Source organism: Acinetobacter sp. Ac_5812, from assembly GCF_013072695.1.
Taxonomy (GTDB): Bacteria; Pseudomonadota; Gammaproteobacteria; order Pseudomonadales; family Moraxellaceae; genus Acinetobacter.
In genome coordinates, this window is sequence record NZ_LXUK01000001.1 from 455,232 (window position 1) to 477,379 (window position 22,148).

Sequence of the window (22,148 nt, forward strand, 5' to 3'; positions counted from 1 at the left end):
TTAACCTCCTGCTTTTACGGTGACTTCACGATTATCACGATCAACTGGATGAATTTTTTGCTGGTCACGCAGTAAATGAACGCCACCGACCACGACCCAATCCGTTGCTTTTAAGCCAGACACCACGGGCACACTATCTCGCCCATAAGTACCTAAAGTCACAGGCACTTTGCGTATGCTTTGATTGGCATTGACCACCCAAACATAAGCTTGTTGATCATTGGCAGTGACACTGGAGAGCGGTACGCTCAACACGTTATTTTCATTTGCGACAAAGAACACTCGTGCGCTTTGCCCTAACTGAATACTGGATTGCCCTTCAAGCAAAGAGACTTTTACCGTGAAAGTACGCGACTGATCTGCTGCGGGTGAAACCTCGCGGACTTTAGCTGCAAAACGAGCATCTGGTTGCGACCATAAAGTCACCCATACTGGTTGCCCGACCTTGATGGTACTGACCGCCTGTTCAGGCACACCGAAGACCACCTCACGCTCACCATCAATCGCTAACTGATAAACGGCTTGCCCTGCTGCAATCACCTGTCCAATCTCAATTTGACGTTGAGTAATCACACCATTTTTATTGGAAACTAACTGGTTATAGCCGGTTTGATTAGATGACACCTCATAGTTTGAACGTGCTTGTTGCAGGCTTGCTTGTGCAGCTTCATATTGATTCTTCACTGCATCAAATTGTGAACGACTCACCGCATTAACCGGTAAAAGTTGCTGATAACGCTGATATTCTTCAGCAGCAATCTTTGCCGCTGCCTGCGCGCTGTCTAATTGGGCCTTGGCTGCATTCATCTGCAGCTGCGCATCTTTTACATCTAATTTTGCCAGCACTTGTCCCACTTTGACCCGATCACCAACATCGACATAACGTTCGGTAATTTGTCCTCCGACACGGAAGGCCAAAGCGGTTTGCTGTCTTGCTTGCACATCCCCTGCATAGCTTTTTTGATCGACATGATTACTGCTCGGTTGCGTCACCATGACATAGGGAATTTCCTCAGTCTTTGGCAGCTCTTTTTGACATGCGCTAAGGAGTACACTACTGACAATGAGTAACCCCAATATGATACGATTGATCTGATTCATCTCTTTGCGCTCTTATTCAAATTGATTTTTAAGGCGTGATATGAGCATTATCATAGATTGTTTATTTTTTAATTAATATACCCGCGAGTACACTAATTAAAAATTAAAGCTAGAATTTTGATTTTTAAATTAATTAAAAGAGAACGATAACGTGCACATCAACAGTGGTCGCCCTAAAGATTTAGAAAAAAGAGCCAAGATTTTACAGGCTGCAAAATCTATATTTTTAAAAATGGGCTATCACGCCACCAATATGAATCAGATTGCCAAAGAAGCGGGTGTGACCAAACTCACGGTCTATAACCACTTCCAAGATAAGGGCAATCTGTTTATCTGTGCCATTGAAGAAAGCTGTGAAGAATCGATTCGAACCAAACAGATTGAACTGACTGCAGACGCTGATTTTAAACAGGCACTAGTCCTCATGTGCCAGCGTGCATTAAGTATTATTTACTTGCCTGAAGCACTGAAGCTGGATTGCCTGCTGTTTGAATTAGCAGCAGAACAAAGCCCCTTAACCAAGCAATTTTTTGATGCATCACATACCCGCATGTGCAATGTCTGGTGTGATTTCTTTGAACAGGCCAGTGCCTTTAAATTTATTCGCGCAGATGAACCACTTAAGCAAACTGAGCTGATCATCTCGCTGATGTTGGGTATCCGTCATCAGCAAGTGTTGCTGGGTTTAGCCCCTGTACCAACTACAACTGAAATCAATCAGATGATTGAACATGCTATCGAAATTTTTATGCTTAAATATCAATCAATAAATTAGAGAAAATTCACATTTTTTTACGTTCTGCTCTTGGAATGTCTCTCAATCGCGCTATAGTCGAATGAGAACAACAGGAGAATTAGAATGATTCAGCAAATCACTGCTCCATTACGTGAAGATGTCCGCTTACTGGGCAATTTACTTGGAGAGACCTTAAAGCAACATGCTGGGCAAGATTTGTTTAATCAGATTGAGCAAATTCGCGCATTAGCCAAAGGCGCACGTGACGGCCAGATCGAAGCCGAAAAACAGCTAGAACAACTTTTCCTCGGTTTAAAAGATGAAGAGATTCTGCCACTGACCCGCGCATTCTCACATTTTCTCAATTTCGCCAATATTGCTGAACAATATCATGTGGTGCGTAGCCGTCGTCAGGCCGAGTTTGATGAACAAGCCCCAAGCCCAAACCCGCTGCCACATTTATTCGAAAAATTCAAAACCCAACAAATCAATGCACAGCAATTATTCCAACAGATCTGTGATTTAAAAATTGAACTGGTGCTGACTGCACATCCAACCGAGGTCAGCCGTCGCACCCTAATTCAAAAATATGATGATATTACCGACTGTCTTTCACAGTTAGATCAACAAAAACTGACACCAAGAGAACGTCAACAGACCATCGCTACACTGAAGCAATTGGTCAGCTCAGCATGGCAAACCGATGAGATTCGTCAGCATCGCCCAACGCCTGTCGATGAAGCCAAATGGGGCTTTGCCACCATCGAGCAGTCGCTCTGGAATGCAGTACCGAAATTCGTACGTGAACTGAATGAACTCACACAGCAGCATTGTGAGCATGCCTTACCTTTGAGCATTGCACCGATCCGTTTTGCCTCTTGGATGGGCGGTGACCGTGATGGCAACCCGAATGTCACCCATCAAGTGACGCAAGAAGTGCTGTGGCTATCACGATGGCAAGCTGCTGACTTATATCTGCGTGATATTGAAAATCTGCGTTGGGAACTGTCGATTCAAAGCTGTTCTGAGGAACTGACTCAAGCTTTAGGTTATGAACACCCTGAACCCTATCGTGAATATTTGCGTGACACTCGTGAACGTTTAAAAGCCACTCGCTATTGGTTGGGGCAACGCTTACAAGGTGCTGAAGCCGATGACAGCAATATCATCAAAAATAAAGATGAACTATTAGCGCCACTGCTACTCTGCTATCGCTCGTTGATTGACAGTAACTTAGCCGAAATCGCCAATGGACAATTGCTGGATTTCATCTATCGGGTCAACTGTTTCGGCATTGAACTGCTCAAACTGGATATTCGTCAAGAATCAGGCCGCCATCGCCAAGCCATTTCAGCCATTACCGAATATCTGGGCCTAGGCAATTTTGAATCGTGGACCGAACAAGCGCGTCAAAATTTCCTGATCCAAGAGCTACAAAGCAAACGTCCATTATTACCGAAGTTCTTCAATGAACCTGAAGGTAGCCTGATTCAGCATCCTGATGTACTGGAAGTATTTGCCACCATGCGTACCTTGGCGGAACAGCCGACCGAGAGCTTGGGTGCCTATATTATTTCGATGGCAGAGTATCCAAGTGATGTCCTTGCGGTGCTGTTGCTACAAAAAGAAGCTGGGATTCAACATCCGCTACGCGTCGTGCCTTTATTTGAAACCTTAAAGGATCTGGATGGCGCAGCCAAAACCATGAATACCTTGTTCAATATGCATTGGTATAAGCAACATATTCAAGGCAAGCATGAGGTGATGATTGGCTATTCAGACTCAGCCAAAGATGCAGGCTTTATGTCTGCCAACTGGGCGCAATATCGCGCTCAAGAGGAATTGACTGCAATTGCCAAACAGCATGGTGTGCAATTGACCTTGTTCCATGGTCGTGGCGGTTCAATCAGCCGCGGTGGTGCACCAACCCAGCAAGCCCTGTTTTCACAGCCACCGGGTTCAATTTCTGGTGCGATTCGAGTCACTGAACAAGGTGAGATGATTCGTTTCAAGTTCGGCCTAGAAGGTATTGCGCTGCAAAATCTGGAAATTTATACCGCAGCGACCTTAGAAGCAACTTTGCTGCCGCCGCCTGAACCGAAAAAACAATGGCGTGACTTAATGAATCAAATGACTGATTTATCGGTCAAAGTCTATCGTCAAACCGTGCGCGACAATCCAAACTTTGTCAGCTACTTACGCACGGTTACGCCAGAACTGGAATTGCAAATGTTGCCATTGGGTTCACGCCCAGCCAAACGCAAAGTCAGTGGTGGTATTGAATCACTGCGCGCCATTCCTTGGGTATTTGCATGGACACAGATCCGTTTGATGCTACCTGCTTGGTTGGGTACAGGTACCGCAATTAATCAGGTGCATGAACAGCATAAAAACACCTTAAATGACATGCTGGAACAATGGCCTTATTTTCAGACCTTAATTGATATGCTGGAAATGGTATTGTCTAAATCGGATGCCGATATCGCCCTGTATTATGAGTCGCATCTGACCCAAGATCAGGACTTAAAGGTGCTTGGCGTGGAATTACGCCAACGTCTGCAGAATGCTGTGGATACTCTGCTCCGTTTGAAAGGTGAATCCAAATTGCTCAGCAATAATGAGGTCTTGGATCAATCCATGCAGGTACGTAAACCCTATTTATTGCCACTGCATTTATTACAAGCGGAGTTGATGAAACGTCGTCGTCTATATCTGTCGGAACATCAAACCGAACATAGTCCTGTTGATCATGCCTTGATGGTCAGTATTGCAGGGATTGCTGCGGGTCTGCGTAACACAGGTTAAGTCGAAAGCCAGCCTCGCCATCCATAGAAATCACAACGATTGATGGCAAGACTGGCAAAATATGCCACCTATATTTAAAAAAGAGAAAAAATTCAAAAAATATTTTGAAAATAAGAGCGTTAACTTTTCAAAGCATCAGCACAAAAATAAATAATAAAACCGCTAGCTTATTTTGAAACAAATTTTACCAAAAGGTAAAAATATAAACTCACAGTGCTTGTTCTGGCAATATTCTCAATGGCTTATAGGTGAAAGCTCGTTTTAAGACAGGGTATCATACGCGCTGATATCACATAATGAGTCTAATTTATGTCAAGTTGGTTTCCAAAATGGCAGCCGTATCAGGGGAAGATCGATCATCGTCCTGTTGCGACAAATGAATATTTACCGCCCTTACAAAGTGCGGTGCTCGGGGTTCAACACGCATTTGCAATGTTTGGTGCAACGGTTCTGGCACCATTATTAATGGGCTTTAGCCCAAACCTTGCCATTTTAATGTCAGGGATTTGTACCATCATTTTCTTCCTGATCACAGGTGGACGCGTACCAAGCTATTTAGGTTCAAGTTTTGCCTTTATCGGTGTAGTGGCTGCGGCAACAGGACATATCACAGGCTCTGGGGCCAATCCTAATCTTTCAGTTGCACTTGGCGGGATCGTGGCCTGTGGTATTTTTTATGCCTTGATCGGTTTTGCAGTCATGCTCACTGGTACACGTTGGATCGAAAAACTAATGCCACCTGTGGTGACTGGCGCGATCGTGATGATCATTGGTCTCAACCTTGCACCTGTCACCATCAAAGGTGTTGCGGGTCAACCGTTTGAGATGTGGATGGCACTCATCACTGTACTGAGTATGGGTATCATTGCGGTCTTTACCAAAGGCTTATTACAACGCTTATTACTGCTGGTTGGCCTACTGATCGCCTATGCCCTGTATGCCATTGCCACCAACGTTTTAGGCTATGGCAAACCGATTGATTTCTCCCAAATCGCTGCGGCACCATGGTTCGGTATTCCAAGCTTTTCGCATCCAACTTTTGATTTAAATGCGATTCTGATTATTGCTCCTGTGGCTCTGATCTTAGTGGCAGAAAACTTAGGCCATATCAAAGCGGTGGGGGCAATGACTGGCGAAAACCTGACCCCGCAATTAGGCAAAGCCTTTGTTGCAGACGGTTTAGCCACCACCTTATCCGGCAGTGTCGGTGCACCGGGTATGACCACTTATGGTGAAAATATCGGGGTGATGGCGGTGACCCGCGTGTATTCCACCATCGTGTTTGTGATCGCAGGTGTGTTTGCAATTTTCTTGGGTCTTTCTCCAAAGTTTGGCGCAGTGATTAGCACTATTCCAACCGCAGTCCTGACAGGGGCTTCGATTGTGGTGTTTGGTTTGATTACCATTGCCGGTGCCAAAATCTGGATCGAAAACAAGGTCGATTTTTCAAACAATAAAAACCTGATCATTGCCTCTGTCACCATTATTTTAGGTGCAGGCAACTTTGAATTGTTATTTGGTAGCTTTAATTTAGGGGGTATTGGCACCGCAACGTTTGCTGCGATTTTCCTGAACCTATTATTCAGTTTAAAAGATAAAAACTAAAACCTTGAAGGCAGCGCAAGCTGCCTTTTTTATTTTGGGAAAGATGCCACGACTAGATAATGCCCCCATTGGCTCTAATCACTTGAGCATTGATCCAGTTACTGGCATCACTCACGGCAAAATCAAGCACCGCAGCAATATCTTCCACTGTGCCTAAACGCTCTAAAGGGGCTGCTTTGGCGAGCTGTGCAATCAATGCCTCACTCTTACCGTCAAAAAACAGTTCGGTTGCGGTCGGACCTGGTGCAATCGCATTGACGGTAATATTTCTGCCTCTTAACTCTTTGGCAAGGATAACCGTCAAAGCTTCGATGGCTGCTTTAGACGCGGTATAAACGCCATACCCTTCCAGCTTCATACCAATCACACTACTGGACAAATTGATAATTTTTCCACCCTGCTCAAGTCGTTTTGCCGCCTCACGCATGGTATAGAGTGCGCCTTTTAAATTAATTGCTAAAACTTTTTCGATCGTTTCATCCTTGAGCGCTTCAATTTTTTCAAGAGACATGATGCCCGCATTGTTAATCAGAATGTCGATACGCCCATAATTTTGGATCACATAATCAAACAGTTGTACAACCTGATGCGACTGACTGATATCTGCTTTAAATGCGCTTGCTGTCCCGCCTGCCGCTTTAATTTTTTCGACCAGCTGATCTGCCTCTAAGGCATTATTTGCATAATTGATCACGATTTGATGACCTTGCCGTGCCAATAAGGCTGCAGTAAAAGCACCAATGCCTCTGGATGCTCCTGTAATCAAAATCACTTTTTTATCATTTGCTGGCATATTCATTTTTAACCTCGTCCAACTCAACTTATCACGGAATACGATCTATGATACTGTTCACTCAGAACAAGATAATCCATCAAGTTTCGGCTTCTTTATCCGAATAGAGCGAACAAAAGAATCAAGCCTATGGACAAGTTAAATGCAATGTCGGCATTTGTGCATGTGGTTGAGCAGCGCAGTTTTACCAAAGCAGCACAGATCCTGAACCTACCACGCTCGACCCTGACCGATGCCATTAAACAATTGGAAGCGCAACTCAATACCCGTTTACTGTTCCGGACCACACGACAGGTCAATCTGACTGACGAAGGTCAACTTTATTATCAACGTTGTAAATTTATTCTGGCTTATATCGACGAATCCGACCATGATTTTCTACATGCAAAACCACAAGGGAGTTTAAAAGTCGAAGTCCATGGCATCTTTGCCGCTCATTTTATTATTCCAAAATTACATGAATTTCTCAGTGAATATCCACAGATTCAAGTGCAACTGACCGAAAGTGACCGTTATGTCGATATCATCAAGGAAGGTATTGACTGTGTAATTCGGATTGGACATTTAAATAATAGTGAACTGGTGCTGAGACCCTTGGGACACATTCAACAAGTCACCCTTGCAAGTCCTGCATATCTGAAAAAATACGGTACACCGAACACACTCAGCGATTTAAAACAGCATGTGATGGTGGGCTTCTATTCCAGCGCACGACAAAAAGCGCTGCCTTTAGAATTCATCATCCACCAGCAAGTGGAACCTTATGATTTAAGTACATTGATTCAGGTCAATGGAGCGCATACCTACTCAGCAGCGGCAGAACAAGGCTTTGGTCTTATCCAAGTCCCGCGTTATGGGCATGTCAAGCAAATCGAAAATGGTCGACTCTGCCCTGTATTAAGCCAATACGCTGTTCCTTCTTTACCCGTTTCGTTGCTTTATCCCTCAAAAACACGGGTTTCACCCAGACAAAGGGTGTTTATTGAATGGATTGTGCAACTGTTTAAAGATCACCCGTTGGATCAGCATGAATAGATCTCGCTCAGTAGCACTTTGCTGCTGCACTTAAGTCCACTATCTTTATTGAAGCGATGTTTAGTATGATGGCTTTTTATATTTCAATACGTTGCCACCATGCGTTTTGATTTTTTTGATTTACAGCTCGTTCTGCACATCGTCAACACAGGCAGTCTGACCAAAGGGGCGGAACGTTCTGCGATTTCCTTGCAAGCGGCCAGCGAACGGATGAAAAAGCTCGAACAATATTTCGATACGCCTTTATTCATTCGACACACTACAGGCGTTGAGCTCACCAGCGCAGGCCATGCCTTAGCCGAACATGCGCGACGTTTGCTGCGACAAAAAGATCAACTTGAACAAGAAATGCAACGCTTTCGGCAGCAACAGCCAGAATCCTTAACCCTGTGGTGTAATTCTTCTGCACAAAGCGAATATTTACCACCGTTATTACCGCAATATCTAATGCGCCATCCTGACATCAATATCGATCTGCATGAAGCTGAGAGTTCTGAGATTATTGCGGCTCTCGGTAAAGGTATTGCCAAATTAGGCTTGGTTTCCAGCTTTTTTGATATTCGTCCTTTACAAACTCAGGAATTTGCCAGTGATCCCTTGGTGCTGATTTGTCCCGCTTCACATGCTCTCGCCCAACACGCACAGTTGAATTTGGTCGAAGCCTTGAACTACGGCTTTATTGGGTTGATGCCGCATCATTCTTTGCAACAATCCATCGAAACCCAAGCCAAACTACTGGGCTTTAATATTCAGTACCGTTTGCGCTTACCCAATTTTGCTGCGATTGCCGAGGTGGTGGCAAAAGGTGTTGGTATCGCCATTATGCCTGCCCGTGCCGCACAACGTTTAGCACCAGATTATCATTTCCACACCGTACAACTCATGGGTGCATGGGCCAATCGGAAACTTTTGTTGGCAACACAGGATTTCAGTCAACTGTCCGAGACTTATCAGCAATTTGCAGATTTTTTATTGCAACATCGTCCTTAGTTCAAACCCAAGTTAATGCGATAGCATATAAGCACCTAATGCGACCAACCCCATAAAAAATAGGCGGCGGAAGCGTTGCTCATTCAATTGATAGCGGATTTTTTTACCCAACCACATCCCAATTAGAGCCGCGATCAAAGCCACTATGGATAGGCGATAATCCAAGGTGATACCAGCCATCGGATTATGCTGTAAAAACACGGCGAGACAAATGGTGGACACGGTAAAGGTCAAGCCCAAAGCCTGAACCAGCTCATCCCGTTTTAAATGCAAAGACTGTAAATAAGGCACCACGGGAATAATCACCACACCTGTCGCTACGGTCACCGCCCCACCGATATAACCAACTACGGGTGAGAGCCAACGCTCATATTTGCCCAAATGCGGTAGATTCTTAACGCATAGGCCATAAAGCCCGTACAGTATCAGCATCGTCCCCAAGAGAATTTCACTGCTTTGGCCATGGCTTTGGCTTAACGTAGGTAAAAAACTCCAGATCGATCCAACCACTATACCAACCAGTAAGGACCAGAAACGACGCACAAAGGTCCAGACCCGACCCTCAGCAAACAGCTGCCAGATATTGGTGATCATGGACGGAACGATCAGCAGTGATGCAGCCTGAAACGGACTCATGGCAATCGTCAGCAGTCCCATTGAGACCGCAGGTAAGCCTAAGCCGATCATGCCTTTAATCATGCCCGCAAAGACAAATACCATCACAATAATTGCTAAAAAAGTCACGCCCGAATCTCCGATATTGCATCGGAGTTATGCTACGAAAAAAAGCGCAGCTTGCCCTATTCTTATTTTTGGGAGCGGGCCTCAGGCAGAGCTTGAGGCGGTTCTATATTTATCTTCCAACACATTGCTGATGATGCTTTCAATCATCCAGACCCGATACAAGCTGTTAAAGACATAACTTTGCCCATCAATACGCAATTCTAACACGGGAAAATCAGGCTGATGCTTTTGCTGACACAGTTCATCGTTCTGCTTCAACAAAGCTTCGACATCCTGCTCAGTGATGTGCTCGATCTCTAAACGCTTTTGCATACGCTGGAAATGGGCTTTAAATGACAGGTCTTTACCATGTGTCCACACCCCTGCAAAAATTTGGTGGATACAATCGACTTGCTGTTCTTCAGGCACGCTATAAAACAGTCGTGCCATCTCATAGGTCGCTTCTTTGGTCGGACGGCAGAATGGCGTAAATGCCACTTGGGTTCGCTTGGAGACACGAGTAGCCAAGCTCCAGTCAAACCAATCCCGTCCGTGGTAACTGAGCGGATAGACTTTCAGCTGAATATTATAATAATTGGCCAATTCTTCTTTGATATAGGCCAATAATAACCAGCTCATGGGATCTTCAAGCGCAATGTATAAATCTAGCTCGGGATGCATGGCCTGCACTTCATTGAGCGCTTCACCATCATTAATCAAATGCTCGCGCCATTCGATATGATTGATCAGAAAAATTGGATTTCCGGTCAGTAATTTTTGCTGTTTCAGACGACGCGTCAGACGCAGTAAATCGTCAACCGCTTGGTATTTCCGCTCACCAAATTCAAAATAACTGGCGGCAACGGGCACATCTTTAAAAATACGTTCAGGATAATCTTGCGGGCTTTGGTGCTGACTGGCCATTGCGTATAAGGTACGCAATTTTCCATATTGTTGTTGCCACAGCATATGGAACACATCTTCCAGTAAATGCAAGAAGTTCTGTTCACGTAAGGGGGTATTTCGAAGAATGGTTTCAGCTTGTTGTAATGCGTCTGCGCTGGGAATTTCCGGGGTATCATCAAAGCCAAAACGGTGCTGCTTGGCCAGAATCTTCGCATCATTTAAACAGTAACTGAGCCATTCCTGCTTGGACATTCCATTCGGAGGCTCTGCGTCCTGCCTCGAAATAATCACTTTTAACGGTTTCAGCTCATCACTTAGGATTTCATTGAGCTGATCCAGTTGTTGTACCGCAAGATAGCTATAAACATCGTCTAGACGTAGGTAAATGCTTAAACCCTGTTCCGTGGGTAACACTGCCTGACGAGAAGGTTTCTGATAGAACCAACTCGATCGGATGGGATCAAACCAACGACGTAACAAAGACATGTCGATCGCCTCTAATGGTCATAAAGTGAAATATGAATCGATTACTCAAACTTGGGTTGGAACAAGTGAGTCAATAAGTATGTTCAGTATCTTATAAAATAACAAAAAAGTCCCCCTTAATTGAAAGAGGGACTGAAAGGGATTACAAAACTCGTACTGCACCTTTGGCTGCGCTGGTCGAATGCATTGCGTAAATCTTCAATGACTTAGACACTTTACGTTTACGTTCTTCGGCAGGATGCCAACCCTTGGCTTCCTGAACGGTACGGCGATGTGCCATGGTTGCATCATCAACATTCAAATGAATGGTACGGTTTGGAATATCAATTTCAATGGTATCGCCATCTTCAACCAAACCAATCGCACCACCTTCTGCTGCTTCTGGAGACACGTGACCAATCGACAAACCTGATGAACCACCTGAGAAGCGGCCATCGGTAATCAAGGCACAGTCCTTACCTAGGCCTTTCGACTTCAGGTAACTGGTTGGATACAACATTTCCTGCATACCCGGTCCACCACGTGGGCCTTCATAGCGAATCACCACGATGTCGCCAGCTACGATTTTATGATCCAGAATCGCTTCAACTGCGGCATCTTGGCTTTCAAAAACGCGTGCTGTACCAGTGAATTTAAGAATTGACTCATCCACACCCGCAGTTTTGACGATACAGCCATCTAGAGCGATGTTGCCGTAAAGAACCGCTAAGCCACCGTCTTTAGAGAAGGCATGTTCAGCATTACGAATCACACCTTTCTCACGGTCACCATCCAAAGTTGAATAATAACGGTTTTGCGAGAATGCCACTTGCGTTGGAATGCCCCCTGGCGATGAACGATAGAATTCATAAACATCCGCATCTTCAGTGCGGATAATATCCCACTTGTCCAATGCATCTTTCAGCGTAGGTTCATGCACGGTTGGGCATGAGGTATTCAATAATTTGGCACGATCGAGTTCACCCAAGATTGCCATGATGCCACCCGCACGGTGTACATCTTCCATATGCACGTCTTGTTTTGCTGGGGCAACTTTTGACAATACCGGTACTTGACGAGACAGGCGGTCGATATCATCCATGGTGAAATCAACTTCAGCTTCATGTGCGGCAGCAAGTAAATGCAATACGGTATTGGTTGAACCACCCATCGCGATATCAAGCGTCATGGCATTTTCAAATGCGGCTTTGGTTGCAATTGAACGTGGCAAAATGCTGTCATCATTCTGTTCATAATAACGTTTCGCCAGTTCAACCACTAAACGACCTGCTCTTAAGAACAGTTTTTCACGGTTGGCATGGGTCGCCACGATCGAACCATTGCCTGGTAAAGATAAACCTAAAGCTTCAGTTAAGCAGTTCATTGAGTTGGCCGTGAACATCCCTGAACATGAACCACACGTCGGACATGCTGAGCGTTCAAACGCAGCAACTTCTTCATCGGTGTAGCTTTCGTCTGCTGCAACCACCATGGCATCAACCAAGTCAATCGCCTTTTCATCACCACGGAATTTGACTTTACCCGCTTCCATTGGACCACCAGACACGAATACCACTGGGATATTCAAGCGCATCGCAGCCATTAGCATTCCCGGTGTGATCTTGTCACAGTTCGAGATACAGACCATGGCATCGGCACAATGGGCATTGACCATGTATTCCACAGAATCGGCAATCAAATCACGTGATGGCAGTGAATACAGCATCCCGTCATGGCCCATGGCAATGCCGTCATCGACAGCAATGGTATTAAATTCTTTTGCCACACCACCAGAAGCTTCAATTTCTCTCGCAACAAGTTGACCTAAATCTTTAAGATGCACGTGACCGGGAACAAACTGGGTAAATGAGTTGACCACCGCAATAATTGGCTTGCCAAAATCTTCATCTTTCATACCGGTTGCACGCCATAAACCGCGCGCGCCCGCCATATTTCTTCCATGTGTTGATGTTTTCGAACGATAATCAGGCATTTTGTATTCCCAACAAGTGTGTGCTCGAGAAAAATAAGACTTTCTCTCTGGCGAAATGATACTGAGCTGTTTGCATCATACTACAAGTTATCGTTTAACAGATGACCAACAGGCCTATCTTTTTTGCACAAAAGCAATTCAGTCCGTGAATTAGGGACTCGCCGCGTTTTCGCTTATAATTTGAGATAAGTTTTATTTGGATTGCATTTGTGAAAATCATTTTTGCTGGTACGCCTGAATTTGCGGCAACCGCATTGGCGGCATTATTAAAAACATCCCACCAAATCATTGCGGTTTATACCCAACCTGACCGTAAATCAGGACGTGGGCAAAAATTAACGCCATCGCCTGTTAAACAATTGGCACTTGAACACGGTTTACCCGTTTATCAACCTTTGAATTTTAAAGCGTCTACGGAAGAAGGTTTGGCCGCTCGACAAGAGCTTGCTGCACTAGGCGCAGATGTGATGGTGGTTGCAGCCTATGGCTTGATTTTACCGCAAGCGGTTTTGGATACACCGAAATACGGTTGTTTAAATATTCATGGTTCACTGTTACCACGCTGGCGTGGTGCTGCCCCGATTCAACGTGCCATTGCCACAGGGGATGCTGAAACGGGCATTACCATCATGCAAATGGCGGCTGGTTTAGATACTGGCGATATGATGTATAAAACCTATTGCCCAATTACTGCGGAAGATACCACGGCCAGCTTGCATGACAAATTGGCGGTTCAAGGCGCAGAAGCGATTTGTACTGTGCTTGAATCCGAACAAAGCTTGCAGGATTTTATTGAAAAACGTGAAGTACAAGATGAAGCACTGACCGTTTATGCGCACAAATTAGTGAAAGCCGAAGCGCGTATCGATTGGACTGTAAATGCAGTTCAAATCGACCGTAATATTCGTGCCTTTAACCCTTGGCCAGTCGCGTTTATTCAGCTCGATGAAAACAATGCCTTACGTGTTTGGGGTTCTACACTTTCACAACTGAGCAAAACCGATGCACAAGCTGGTGAAATCCTTGCCATTGATAAACAAGGCGTGCATGTTGCTTGTGGCGAAAATACGGCAGTGTGCTTAACCAGCTTACAATGGCCAGGTGCTAAAGCCCTCAATCCAGTACAAATTGCTCAAACTCAAAAATTGCATATTGGACAAATTCTCCCATGAGCCAATCGAATCAATCATCTACAAAAAATTTGAATCTGCGTGCGCAAGTGGTCAAAACACTTTTGGCGGTTCAAAATGGGCAATCTTTGTCTTCCGTTTTAAATCAACATATCAATATCGTTTCTGAACGTGACCGTGGTTTATATCACGAGCTTACTTTAGGTTGTTTACGCCAATGGTATTCGTTAAAAGCCATTACCTTACCCTTGCTCACAAAACCATTAGACAATGAAGCCCTAGAAAGTTGTTTATATCTTGGTTTATATCAAATTTTATGTACGCGCATTCCTGTACATGCTGCAATTTCAGAAACTGTAAATGCGGCTAAGCAACTCGGTTTCGAGCCAATGAGTGGTTTGGTCAATGCGATTCTGCGTCGTGTTTCACGTGAAACAGATGAATTTCAAACCGCGTTGAATCATACCCATGGTTTACCAAGTTGGTTATTCAAACGACTCAAAAAAGATTGGCCTGAGCAAGTAGAACCGCTATGCCAAGCCTTAAAACAAGTCGCGCCATTGACCCTACGCATCAACGAACGCCAAGTCAGTCGTAACGAATATTTAGAGATTTTGGACGAAGAACAGATTGATGCTCGTCCTTGCACACTTTCAGATGTGGGTATTGTTCTGGAACAAACGGGCAATATTACCCATTTACCCGGTTTTGAAGCAGGCGGTTTTTCTGTTCAGGATGAGCATGCACAATTGTGCGCCACGCTTTTACCGAACTTAGATAATAAAGTTGTTGTCGATGCTTGTGCTGCACCGGGTGGTAAAGCCGCACATATCCTTGAGCGCTTTGATCCTAAAAAATTGATTGCACTTGATCATGATGCCAAACGTTTACTGCGTGTTTCTGAAAATTTAGAACGTCTTGCCCTAGAGCAGGACAATGTTGAGATTATTACAGCTGATGCCACCACGTGGCAGGCACCAGAGCCCGTCGATTGTATCGTGCTGGATGCGCCTTGTTCTGCAACAGGTGTGATTCGTCGCCACCCCGATATTCGTCTGCTTAGACAGTCGACCGATATCGCGCAAACGGTTACGTTACAACAGCAGATTTTGCAGCAGATGTGGCAACAGCTTAAAGTGGGCGGCACTTTACTGTATATCACCTGCTCGATTCTAAAAGCTGAAAATGAGCAGCAAATGGCTGCATTCTTTGCAGCACATACGGATGCAGAAGAAATCAAAATCGAAGCCGATTGGGGCGTTGAACAGACCCATGGTCGTCAGCTGTTCCCTTCTGCCCACGCTGGTGATGGTTTCTATTATTGCCTGATTAAAAAATTGGGATAAATCAAAAATAAAAAAGCAGGCTTAAAGCCTGCTTTTTTTAAATCTATTTTTAAAGCGTATGCTGATCTTTGACTTCTTCCAGAACCTCATCGAGTTCTTCTGGATGCTTCATTAAGTGCAGAATAGACAGCGCCAATCCACCCCATACAAATAGCATAGAAATAATCATCATGATGATTGCTGAAGTATTCATCTCTACTCTCCTAGCGATCTTTGATTCGGCTGAGTACAACAGCAACGACAGCACAGAAAATCACGCTGCCCCATCCAAAGATGCCTTGTAAGCTCATGCTATAACTATCGTAACCGTTTTTCACCAAGTTAAACACGGTCATGCTTAAGGTTGTTAACAAGATGAGTGAAGTAATCACGGTTAATGTAAATGACCAACCCTTGCCGAGCTGAATCGTCGAAATACGGTTGACATGATCCCGAAGCTCAATTAATGCAGAACGTTTTAGCCAAGCAATCGAGATAATCGAAACCAATGCACCACCGATAATGCCGATGTTATTGATGAAATGGTCAATAATATCAACGAGCTTAATCGCATTTACACTTGAGAATAAAATCACTGAAACCAGTGCACTACCACCACCAATAATGGTTACAGCTTTGGTACGGCTCCATTTCAACTTGTCCTGCATTGCAGCAATCGGTACTTCCAGAATACTCACCATGGAAGAAATACCCGCAACGAAGAGTGAAGAGAAGAATAATAAGCCGAATAAGTCAGCACCTGCACCTAAGCTTGAAATGATTTTAGGGAAAGCAATAAATGCTAGGCCGATACCACCGCTGACCACATCTTGTACTTCTTTACCTGCCACATGGGCCATAAAGCCCAATGCCGCAAAAATACCGATACCTGCCAAGATTTCAGTTGATGCATTGGCAAAGCCAACGATCAGACCAGAACCGGTTAAGTTGGTTTTTGGCTTGAGATAAGAGGCATAAGTTACCATGATCCCGAACCCAACAGAGAGCGAGAAGAAGGTATGACCATAAGCCGCTAGCCAGACTTTATAATCCATCATCGCAGACCAGTTTGGGGTAAAGAATGCATTTAAGCCTTCAGCCGCACCAGGTAAACGTAATGACTGAACCACCAGAATCGTGAACAATACGAATAGCAACGGCATGAAGATCTTATTGGATAATTCAACACCCTTCTTCACTCCGCCATACAAAATGATTAAGGTCAGTGCCCAAATCCCAACGATTGGCCAGAACAAATGGCTCACAAATTGTAGATCGAAGCCAGTTGCTTTCGAGGTCTGCAAATAAGTATTAAAGAAGAAGCTTTCCGGGTCACTACCCCACGCCTGACCAATTGAGAAGTAGACATAACTCCCCGCCCAAGTCAGTACACTGGCGTAGTACAAACCAATGATGATACAGACACAGACTTGCCACCAACCAAGTGTCTCACCGCCTTTAAATAGCGCACGATAGGCTTTTGGTGGTGAATTACGCGCACGATGACCTGTTGCATAATCCAAGAATAAAAGAGGTAAACCAGCGGTAATCAACGCCAGTAAATAAGGGATAAGAAACGCCCCGCCGCCATTTTCATAAGCAACATAAGGGAAACGCCAAATGTTACCTAAACCTACAGCTGAACCAACAGCTGCAATAATAAAACCAGATCGTGATGTCCAGTTTTCACGAGAATCTGCCATAAAACACCTAAGTTGTCCTGCTGGCCATTCCATGCTGTGTTAGGTTTTTATTATCCAACAGACATGAAAAGTGCCATAAAAAATCTTGTTTTGCTTGCATGAAATTTCAACCTTGTGGGCCTCCGTTTGCATGGACAAACAAAGCAAAAACCAAACCATCTTCCTTAAAGATTGGGCTTTGTTTTTCTGCTTTTAATAGCCGAACAATACCTGTTTTTATTTCTTTTTACTGTAAATTCTGAAAGAAAAAGTCATCTTTTTTAAACAACTGATTATTTTTCAACAGACTGTAATTTTGACCTTGCAGTCAACTTATAAAAATCAAGTACATAAAACAATCAAGCGAAGCTAAAACTCCGCTTGGGCCACAATCTTTTTTATTGTTTGATGGCTAATAACCTTTCCTCTTGCATATCCCTAATTGCAGAATGAATCCCTTCCCGACCAAGGCCAGAATCCTTCACCCCGCCATAGGGCATATTATCGACACGGAACGTTGGAACATCGTTAATAATCACACCTCCAACCTGTAAATGATCCCATGCATACAGCATCTTATTCAGATTCTGCGTATATACGCCTGCTTGTAAACCAAAACGACTCTGATTAATCGTGGCAATACCCTGCTCAAAATCCTTAAATTTTTCGAGGATCGCCACAGGACCAAAGGCTTCATCTTTATAGATTTCCAGCTTGGCGTCTACATTTTCCAGCAAAGCAGGCTCAAACAACATGCTTTGTAAACTTCCCCCTGTCAGTATTTTTGCTCCTTTTTTCTCGGCTTTATCCAGCCATTTTTTTAGGCGAACAGCCTCAGCTTCCTTAATCATTGGTCCAACCAATGTCGTTGCTAAAGCTGGATCATCCACTTTGATTTTTTTCAATTTGGTGACCAGTTTCTTTTTCACTTCTGCATAAATATCAGCATGAATTAAAATCCGCTGCACACTGATACAGACCTGCCCCGCATGCCCATAAGCCGCACTGATCAGACGATCTATGAGTGCGTCATCAATCACAGTATCTGCATCGATCAGAACCGCAGCATTACCGCCCAGTTCTAAGGTGACTTTCTTGCGACCTGCGCGCGCTTTCATATCCCAACCGACCTGATCTGAACCGGTAAAGCTGAGTAATTTAAAGCGATCATCGGTCACCAAAATATCTGCGGCTTGACGGTCACATGGCAAGATTGACCATGAACCTTTAGGTAGATCTGTTTCAGCTAATACCTTGGCGATCATTAATGCACTGATTGGGGTCAAACTGGCTGGTTTCAGCACAAATGGACAACCTGCCGCAATCGCAGGTGCAATCTTATGTGCCACCAGATTTAAGGGGAAATTAAATGGACTAATTAAGGAAATCGCGCCAATTGGCACATGCTTGACCATGCCACGAAAACGGGCAGCCGCAGGAGTGACTGCCAAAGGTAACATGCGTCCATCATCCAGCTGAGTCACGGCATCTGCTGCCAACTGGAAGGTATTAATCAGACGTTCGACTTCAGCGCTTGCCGCACCTCGCGGCTTGCCACCTTCTGCAATCAGGATTTCAGTCAGTTCTTCACGCAGTTCATTAAAGCGTTTTACACAATGCAATAAGATTTGTTGTTTTTGAAAGGGCTTTAATGCGGCCATTTCCTGTTCTGCTTTTACTGAAGCTGAAATGGCTTTTTCAAGCACTTTGGCATCGGCCAGAGCAACACGTGCATAGACGGTATTTCGATACTTATCATGTACTTCAAGCCATTGCCCCGTGCTCACTGCTTTTCCCGCGACATATAGTGGATAATCCCGCACGCTTGTTGTATCTGTCATTATTCTTGATCCCGTTATAAAAATTTAAAATTAGACTACTGCATATTTTCCAAGATCACTATATGATTCGCCCATTCGCTGATGAATTCACAACAATTCATTACGGTTTTTGATACTGATTAGGACAATGCAATGAAAATATTAAAAATATCAATGCTTGCTTTAGGGACAAGCTTTTGTGGTCTAGCGCAAGCGGATATGATTGGTGTAAAAGGCGATCTTAGCTATTGGAATTACAATGGTGAAGCCAATATGGCTGCGCAAACTTCTGCACCAGATCAAGACCTTGATCGTAAAGGTTCTGCACAAGTTTCTCTTGCATTTGAACACCCGATTCCACTGATTCCAAATGCAAAAATTCGCTATGTGAATTTAAAATCACAAACAGAAAATGAAGTTGCAGGTCAGTCAGTCTATGATCTAAATATCGATCATACCGACTTCATTTTGTATTATGAAATCTTAGACACCATCGTAAATGCAGATGTTGGTCTAGGTGCCACTAACTTGAATGGTGATGTAAAAACACTAGGCTTAAGCAAAACTGATATCGATAAAACGGTTCCTGTGATTTATGGATCAGCAGGGGTAAAACTACCATTCACAGGCTTAAGCGCTAAAGCTGAGTTGTTATATAGCAACTTTAACGACGCTAAAATCACCGATGCGCAAGCCGAGTTACAATACAACTTTATTGACAATCTCTTGGTCGATGTTGGCTTAAAAGCAGGCTATCGTATTCTCGATATCAAACTAGATGATTACGAAAAAAATGACCTTAAATTTAACTTTAAAGGTCCTTATATCGGCTTAGATATCCATTTCTAAATCGTAATAAAGTGAGAAACGGAATCTTTAGATTCCGTTTTTTTATATCCAACCATTAAACTCTCCTCCTTCATGTAAGCCAAAACCTACAACAATCGCAGTGATTGGCGAATACCCCAATACAAAATTTTCACCTATCATACAAATCATAGAGAGACAGGAAGTCTCATTGAGAATAAGAACAGACACAGGACGTGGTCGTTAATAGGATATTAACGACATAAACTGAATATGAAGAAGCCCCGTCAGGATGATGGGGCTTCTTTTTATCTATCATTTTATAGGTGATTTAAAGGCTTTTAAGATACGCAACCACTTCGCTATGCTCTGCCATTTCAGCAAGCTGTAATGCCGTATATTCGCCTTTATACGCGACATTTGCACCCTTACTCACGAGTAGCTTCACCACCGCCAAATGATCGTTCTCAGCAGCAGCCTGGAGTGCACTATAACCTTCATCATCGGTCTGGTTTGGATCTATCCCCTCTGCCAATAGTTGATCGACGTGCTCCACATCACCAAGGGATGCCCAATACACCAGTTCAGGAAGATGCAGTTCATCTTCAGGGAGCGGTGAAAAAGAGTTAAGTTTCATTTAGTTCCTCTCATTTAAAAGTTAGCGCTCTCTCCATAACAATGACGGGAGCAACATATTCACTGAGTTCTTTACGATAAAGTTCAACAAAACCTTGCTTTGACCAAAATGTAAATGCAGGTTGATTTGATTGAACCACTGCAATTCTCAACCGATCACATCCCCAAGCATGAGCAAGATCCGAAATAAAATGGACTGCTTGCGGGCCATAGCCTAAACCTTGATGAGACTCTATAAATAATAGCAATCCAATAAATACTATTGATGACTCGGGATAACCTTGCAGAATATCAATACAACCAATCATCTGTTCTTTATGATAAATCGCGTAAAAAAACTTTGCAGTACATGGATGTCCACTAGGTACAGCTTTTAGATCGTTTCGAGCAGCATTTTTCTCTGCGCTATATCCTTGAATGAGTTTAAAATAATTTGGACTAGCCTCAAATACAGCTTGGATGCTGGCTATATCAGTTTCATTATCAGGGCAGAGAAGACAATAACTCAGCATATACTTACTATCCTGATGCTTTAAATACGGACAACTTTTGCTTATACCGTATCAAAGCTGTACTCCATTCACAATCGACCAATGGTAAGGCATCAGTTCTCTTAAGGATTTAAATAATAATTTGTTCTCAGCCGTACTTACTGCCACTAGAACATCTCCTCCCCAATAGGAAAGACGCTCTTGGCAGATTCCACAAGGCGTTAAAATTAGAATATTTGAATGTTCCGACGCTCTGCATATACAGAGGGAATGTGTTATTTTTTCATTGATTTTATGTGCCTCCAAACATGCCCCAACTTCCATACAAAGTGATAAAGCATCATTTCGTGTTTCAGGCGCAACACTAATCAAAATTTTTCCACTCTCTGTGGCTAGTGCAGCAACACCACCCCAGCCTGTAGGATAACGGCTCTCCATAAAAACTTTCGCAGCTTGAAATAACTTTTGTTCCACCTTATCTCCAAACAACGTCATAACTTCACAATTTTTATTGTTGATATCTCATAATTGTTGCTTCTACCGTATGGTGATTGGCTTGATGCAGCACTTTAAAACCATGCCTTTGGTAGAGTGAAATATTATGGCTTTCACATTGTAAATAAAGCATGGTTACGCCTAATTCTTTAGCTTTTTCTTTTGCCATAGTCATCATTCTGCTTGCAACACCTTGTCCTCGCCATAAAGGATCAACAAAAATCCCACCGATCCAATGCTCATATTCTGGATAGTTTTTATTCTCTCGTAACTTAAGTTCTAAGGCACCGATCAATTCATTTCCATGATGAGCTACGATTGCCAAAGGAATAACATCACGATTAGCTGCTTTTTCCAGCACCTTTTGGTGCATCATTTCTTCGGTAATCTGTAAAGAGAGATAAGCCCATTCGTTATAATACCACTTTGCAATTTTTCCAATCGCTTCTGGGTGGTCTACGAGCAAAGAAATTTTCATCGTATGGTTAATTTTGAGAATGATTTAACCGATTTTAGCCGATTTCTTCTACCAATTTTCCTCCCCACAATAAAAAACACCCCCTCTGCGTAAGCGGAGGGGGTGTTTCTAATTTAAAAGCTGGCGATGACT

General features: G+C 43.7%; 20 protein-coding genes. 8 read left to right on the top strand and 12 right to left on the bottom strand.

Going from position 1 to position 22,148, the window contains the following annotated elements:
• Complete coding sequence (locus A7P55_RS02210; RefSeq protein WP_171550944.1) at positions 1-1,101, bottom strand: efflux RND transporter periplasmic adaptor subunit; 1,101 nt, start codon at positions 1,099-1,101, stop codon at positions 1-3.
• Between the two features lie 151 nt (positions 1,102-1,252).
• Between A7P55_RS02210 and A7P55_RS02215 the strand changes: the two genes are divergently transcribed.
• The 3 genes from A7P55_RS02215 to A7P55_RS02225 all read left to right on the top strand — a co-directional run bounded on the left by A7P55_RS02215 (position 1,253) and on the right by A7P55_RS02225 (position 6,247).
• Positions 1,253-1,876, top strand: a complete 624-nt coding sequence (locus A7P55_RS02215) for a TetR family transcriptional regulator (protein ID WP_171550945.1) — start codon at positions 1,253-1,255, stop codon at positions 1,874-1,876.
• A gap of 84 nt (positions 1,877-1,960) precedes the next feature.
• On the top strand, positions 1,961-4,642 hold the full coding sequence (gene ppc / locus A7P55_RS02220) for a phosphoenolpyruvate carboxylase (RefSeq protein WP_171550946.1): 2,682 nt from the start codon (positions 1,961-1,963) through the stop codon (positions 4,640-4,642).
• 309 nt (positions 4,643-4,951) lie between these two features.
• Positions 4,952-6,247 carry a solute carrier family 23 protein gene (locus A7P55_RS02225; protein ID WP_004803411.1) on the top strand — a complete coding sequence of 432 codons (1,296 nt, stop codon included), beginning with the start codon at positions 4,952-4,954 and terminating at the stop codon, positions 6,245-6,247.
• 52 nt (positions 6,248-6,299) lie between these two features.
• Here A7P55_RS02225 and A7P55_RS02230 read toward each other — a convergent pair whose 3' ends face one another.
• Positions 6,300-7,046, bottom strand: coding sequence for an SDR family oxidoreductase (locus A7P55_RS02230; protein WP_171550947.1), 747 nt, complete (start codon positions 7,044-7,046; stop codon positions 6,300-6,302).
• 123 nt (positions 7,047-7,169) lie between these two features.
• Here A7P55_RS02230 and A7P55_RS02235 point away from each other — a divergent pair, with 123 nt between their 5' ends.
• The gene (locus A7P55_RS02235; protein WP_171550948.1) at positions 7,170-8,075 is read left to right on the top strand and encodes a LysR family transcriptional regulator; all 906 of its coding nucleotides are present in this window, start codon (positions 7,170-7,172) and stop codon (positions 8,073-8,075) included.
• Between the two features lie 99 nt (positions 8,076-8,174).
• Entirely contained in the window at positions 8,175-9,065 is an 891-nt protein-coding gene (locus tag A7P55_RS02240; protein WP_171550949.1) for a LysR family transcriptional regulator, read from the top strand.
• A gap of 12 nt (positions 9,066-9,077) precedes the next feature.
• Here the strand turns inward: A7P55_RS02240 and A7P55_RS02245 are convergent, their stop codons facing one another.
• From A7P55_RS02245 to ilvD, 3 genes are all read right to left on the bottom strand, one after another.
• Positions 9,078-9,809 carry a sulfite exporter TauE/SafE family protein gene (locus A7P55_RS02245; RefSeq protein ID WP_354667317.1) on the bottom strand — a complete coding sequence of 244 codons (732 nt, stop codon included), beginning with the start codon at positions 9,807-9,809 and terminating at the stop codon, positions 9,078-9,080.
• 81 nt (positions 9,810-9,890) lie between these two features.
• Positions 9,891-11,180 carry a hypothetical protein gene (locus tag A7P55_RS02250; RefSeq protein WP_171550950.1) on the bottom strand — a complete coding sequence of 430 codons (1,290 nt, stop codon included), beginning with the start codon at positions 11,178-11,180 and terminating at the stop codon, positions 9,891-9,893.
• Positions 11,181-11,322: 142 nt separating this feature from the next.
• Positions 11,323-13,152 carry a dihydroxy-acid dehydratase gene (gene ilvD / locus A7P55_RS02255; protein WP_032860994.1) on the bottom strand — a complete coding sequence of 610 codons (1,830 nt, stop codon included), beginning with the start codon at positions 13,150-13,152 and terminating at the stop codon, positions 11,323-11,325.
• A gap of 209 nt (positions 13,153-13,361) precedes the next feature.
• On the opposite strand from ilvD, the gene fmt reads away from it, so the two are divergent.
• Entirely contained in the window at positions 13,362-14,324 is a 963-nt protein-coding gene (fmt, locus tag A7P55_RS02260; protein WP_101236159.1) for a methionyl-tRNA formyltransferase, read from the top strand.
• Complete coding sequence (gene rsmB / locus A7P55_RS02265) at positions 14,321-15,628, top strand: 16S rRNA (cytosine(967)-C(5))-methyltransferase RsmB (RefSeq protein ID WP_171550951.1); 1,308 nt, start codon at positions 14,321-14,323, stop codon at positions 15,626-15,628. The genes fmt and rsmB overlap by 4 nt, the downstream gene beginning before the upstream one ends.
• Positions 15,629-15,677: 49 nt before the next feature.
• Here the strand turns inward: rsmB and A7P55_RS02270 are convergent, their stop codons facing one another.
• The 3 genes from A7P55_RS02270 to A7P55_RS02280 form a co-directional block, all read right to left on the bottom strand.
• The gene (locus A7P55_RS02270) at positions 15,678-15,821 is read right to left on the bottom strand and encodes a methionine/alanine import family NSS transporter small subunit (protein ID WP_004803397.1); all 144 of its coding nucleotides are present in this window, start codon (positions 15,819-15,821) and stop codon (positions 15,678-15,680) included.
• A gap of 10 nt (positions 15,822-15,831) precedes the next feature.
• Entirely contained in the window at positions 15,832-17,310 is a 1,479-nt protein-coding gene (locus tag A7P55_RS02275) for a sodium-dependent transporter (RefSeq protein WP_171550952.1), read from the bottom strand.
• A gap of 377 nt (positions 17,311-17,687) precedes the next feature.
• Entirely contained in the window at positions 17,688-19,130 is a 1,443-nt protein-coding gene (locus tag A7P55_RS02280) for an aldehyde dehydrogenase family protein (protein WP_171550953.1), read from the bottom strand.
• A gap of 132 nt (positions 19,131-19,262) precedes the next feature.
• Between A7P55_RS02280 and A7P55_RS02285 the strand changes: the two genes are divergently transcribed.
• Positions 19,263-19,958: a TIGR04219 family outer membrane beta-barrel protein gene (locus A7P55_RS02285; RefSeq protein ID WP_171550954.1), complete on the top strand. Its 696-nt coding sequence runs from the start codon at positions 19,263-19,265 to the stop codon at positions 19,956-19,958.
• A gap of 289 nt (positions 19,959-20,247) precedes the next feature.
• On the opposite strand, the gene A7P55_RS02290 is transcribed toward A7P55_RS02285, so the two are convergent.
• Genes A7P55_RS02290 through A7P55_RS02305 form a run of 4 tightly spaced genes read right to left on the bottom strand, consistent with a single transcriptional unit; the run spans position 20,248 to position 22,016 of the window.
• Positions 20,248-20,553: an ankyrin repeat domain-containing protein gene (locus A7P55_RS02290; protein WP_171550955.1), complete on the bottom strand. Its 306-nt coding sequence runs from the start codon at positions 20,551-20,553 to the stop codon at positions 20,248-20,250.
• Positions 20,554-20,563: 10 nt separating this feature from the next.
• Positions 20,564-21,064 (bottom strand): GNAT family N-acetyltransferase, encoded by a 501-nt coding sequence (locus A7P55_RS02295; RefSeq protein WP_171550956.1) that lies wholly within the window; start codon positions 21,062-21,064, stop codon positions 20,564-20,566.
• A gap of 51 nt (positions 21,065-21,115) precedes the next feature.
• Complete coding sequence (locus tag A7P55_RS02300; protein ID WP_171550974.1) at positions 21,116-21,517, bottom strand: cytidine deaminase; 402 nt, start codon at positions 21,515-21,517, stop codon at positions 21,116-21,118.
• 34 nt (positions 21,518-21,551) lie between these two features.
• Positions 21,552-22,016 carry a GNAT family N-acetyltransferase gene (locus tag A7P55_RS02305; protein WP_171550957.1) on the bottom strand — a complete coding sequence of 155 codons (465 nt, stop codon included), beginning with the start codon at positions 22,014-22,016 and terminating at the stop codon, positions 21,552-21,554.
• Positions 22,017-22,148: the final 132 nt, after the last annotated feature.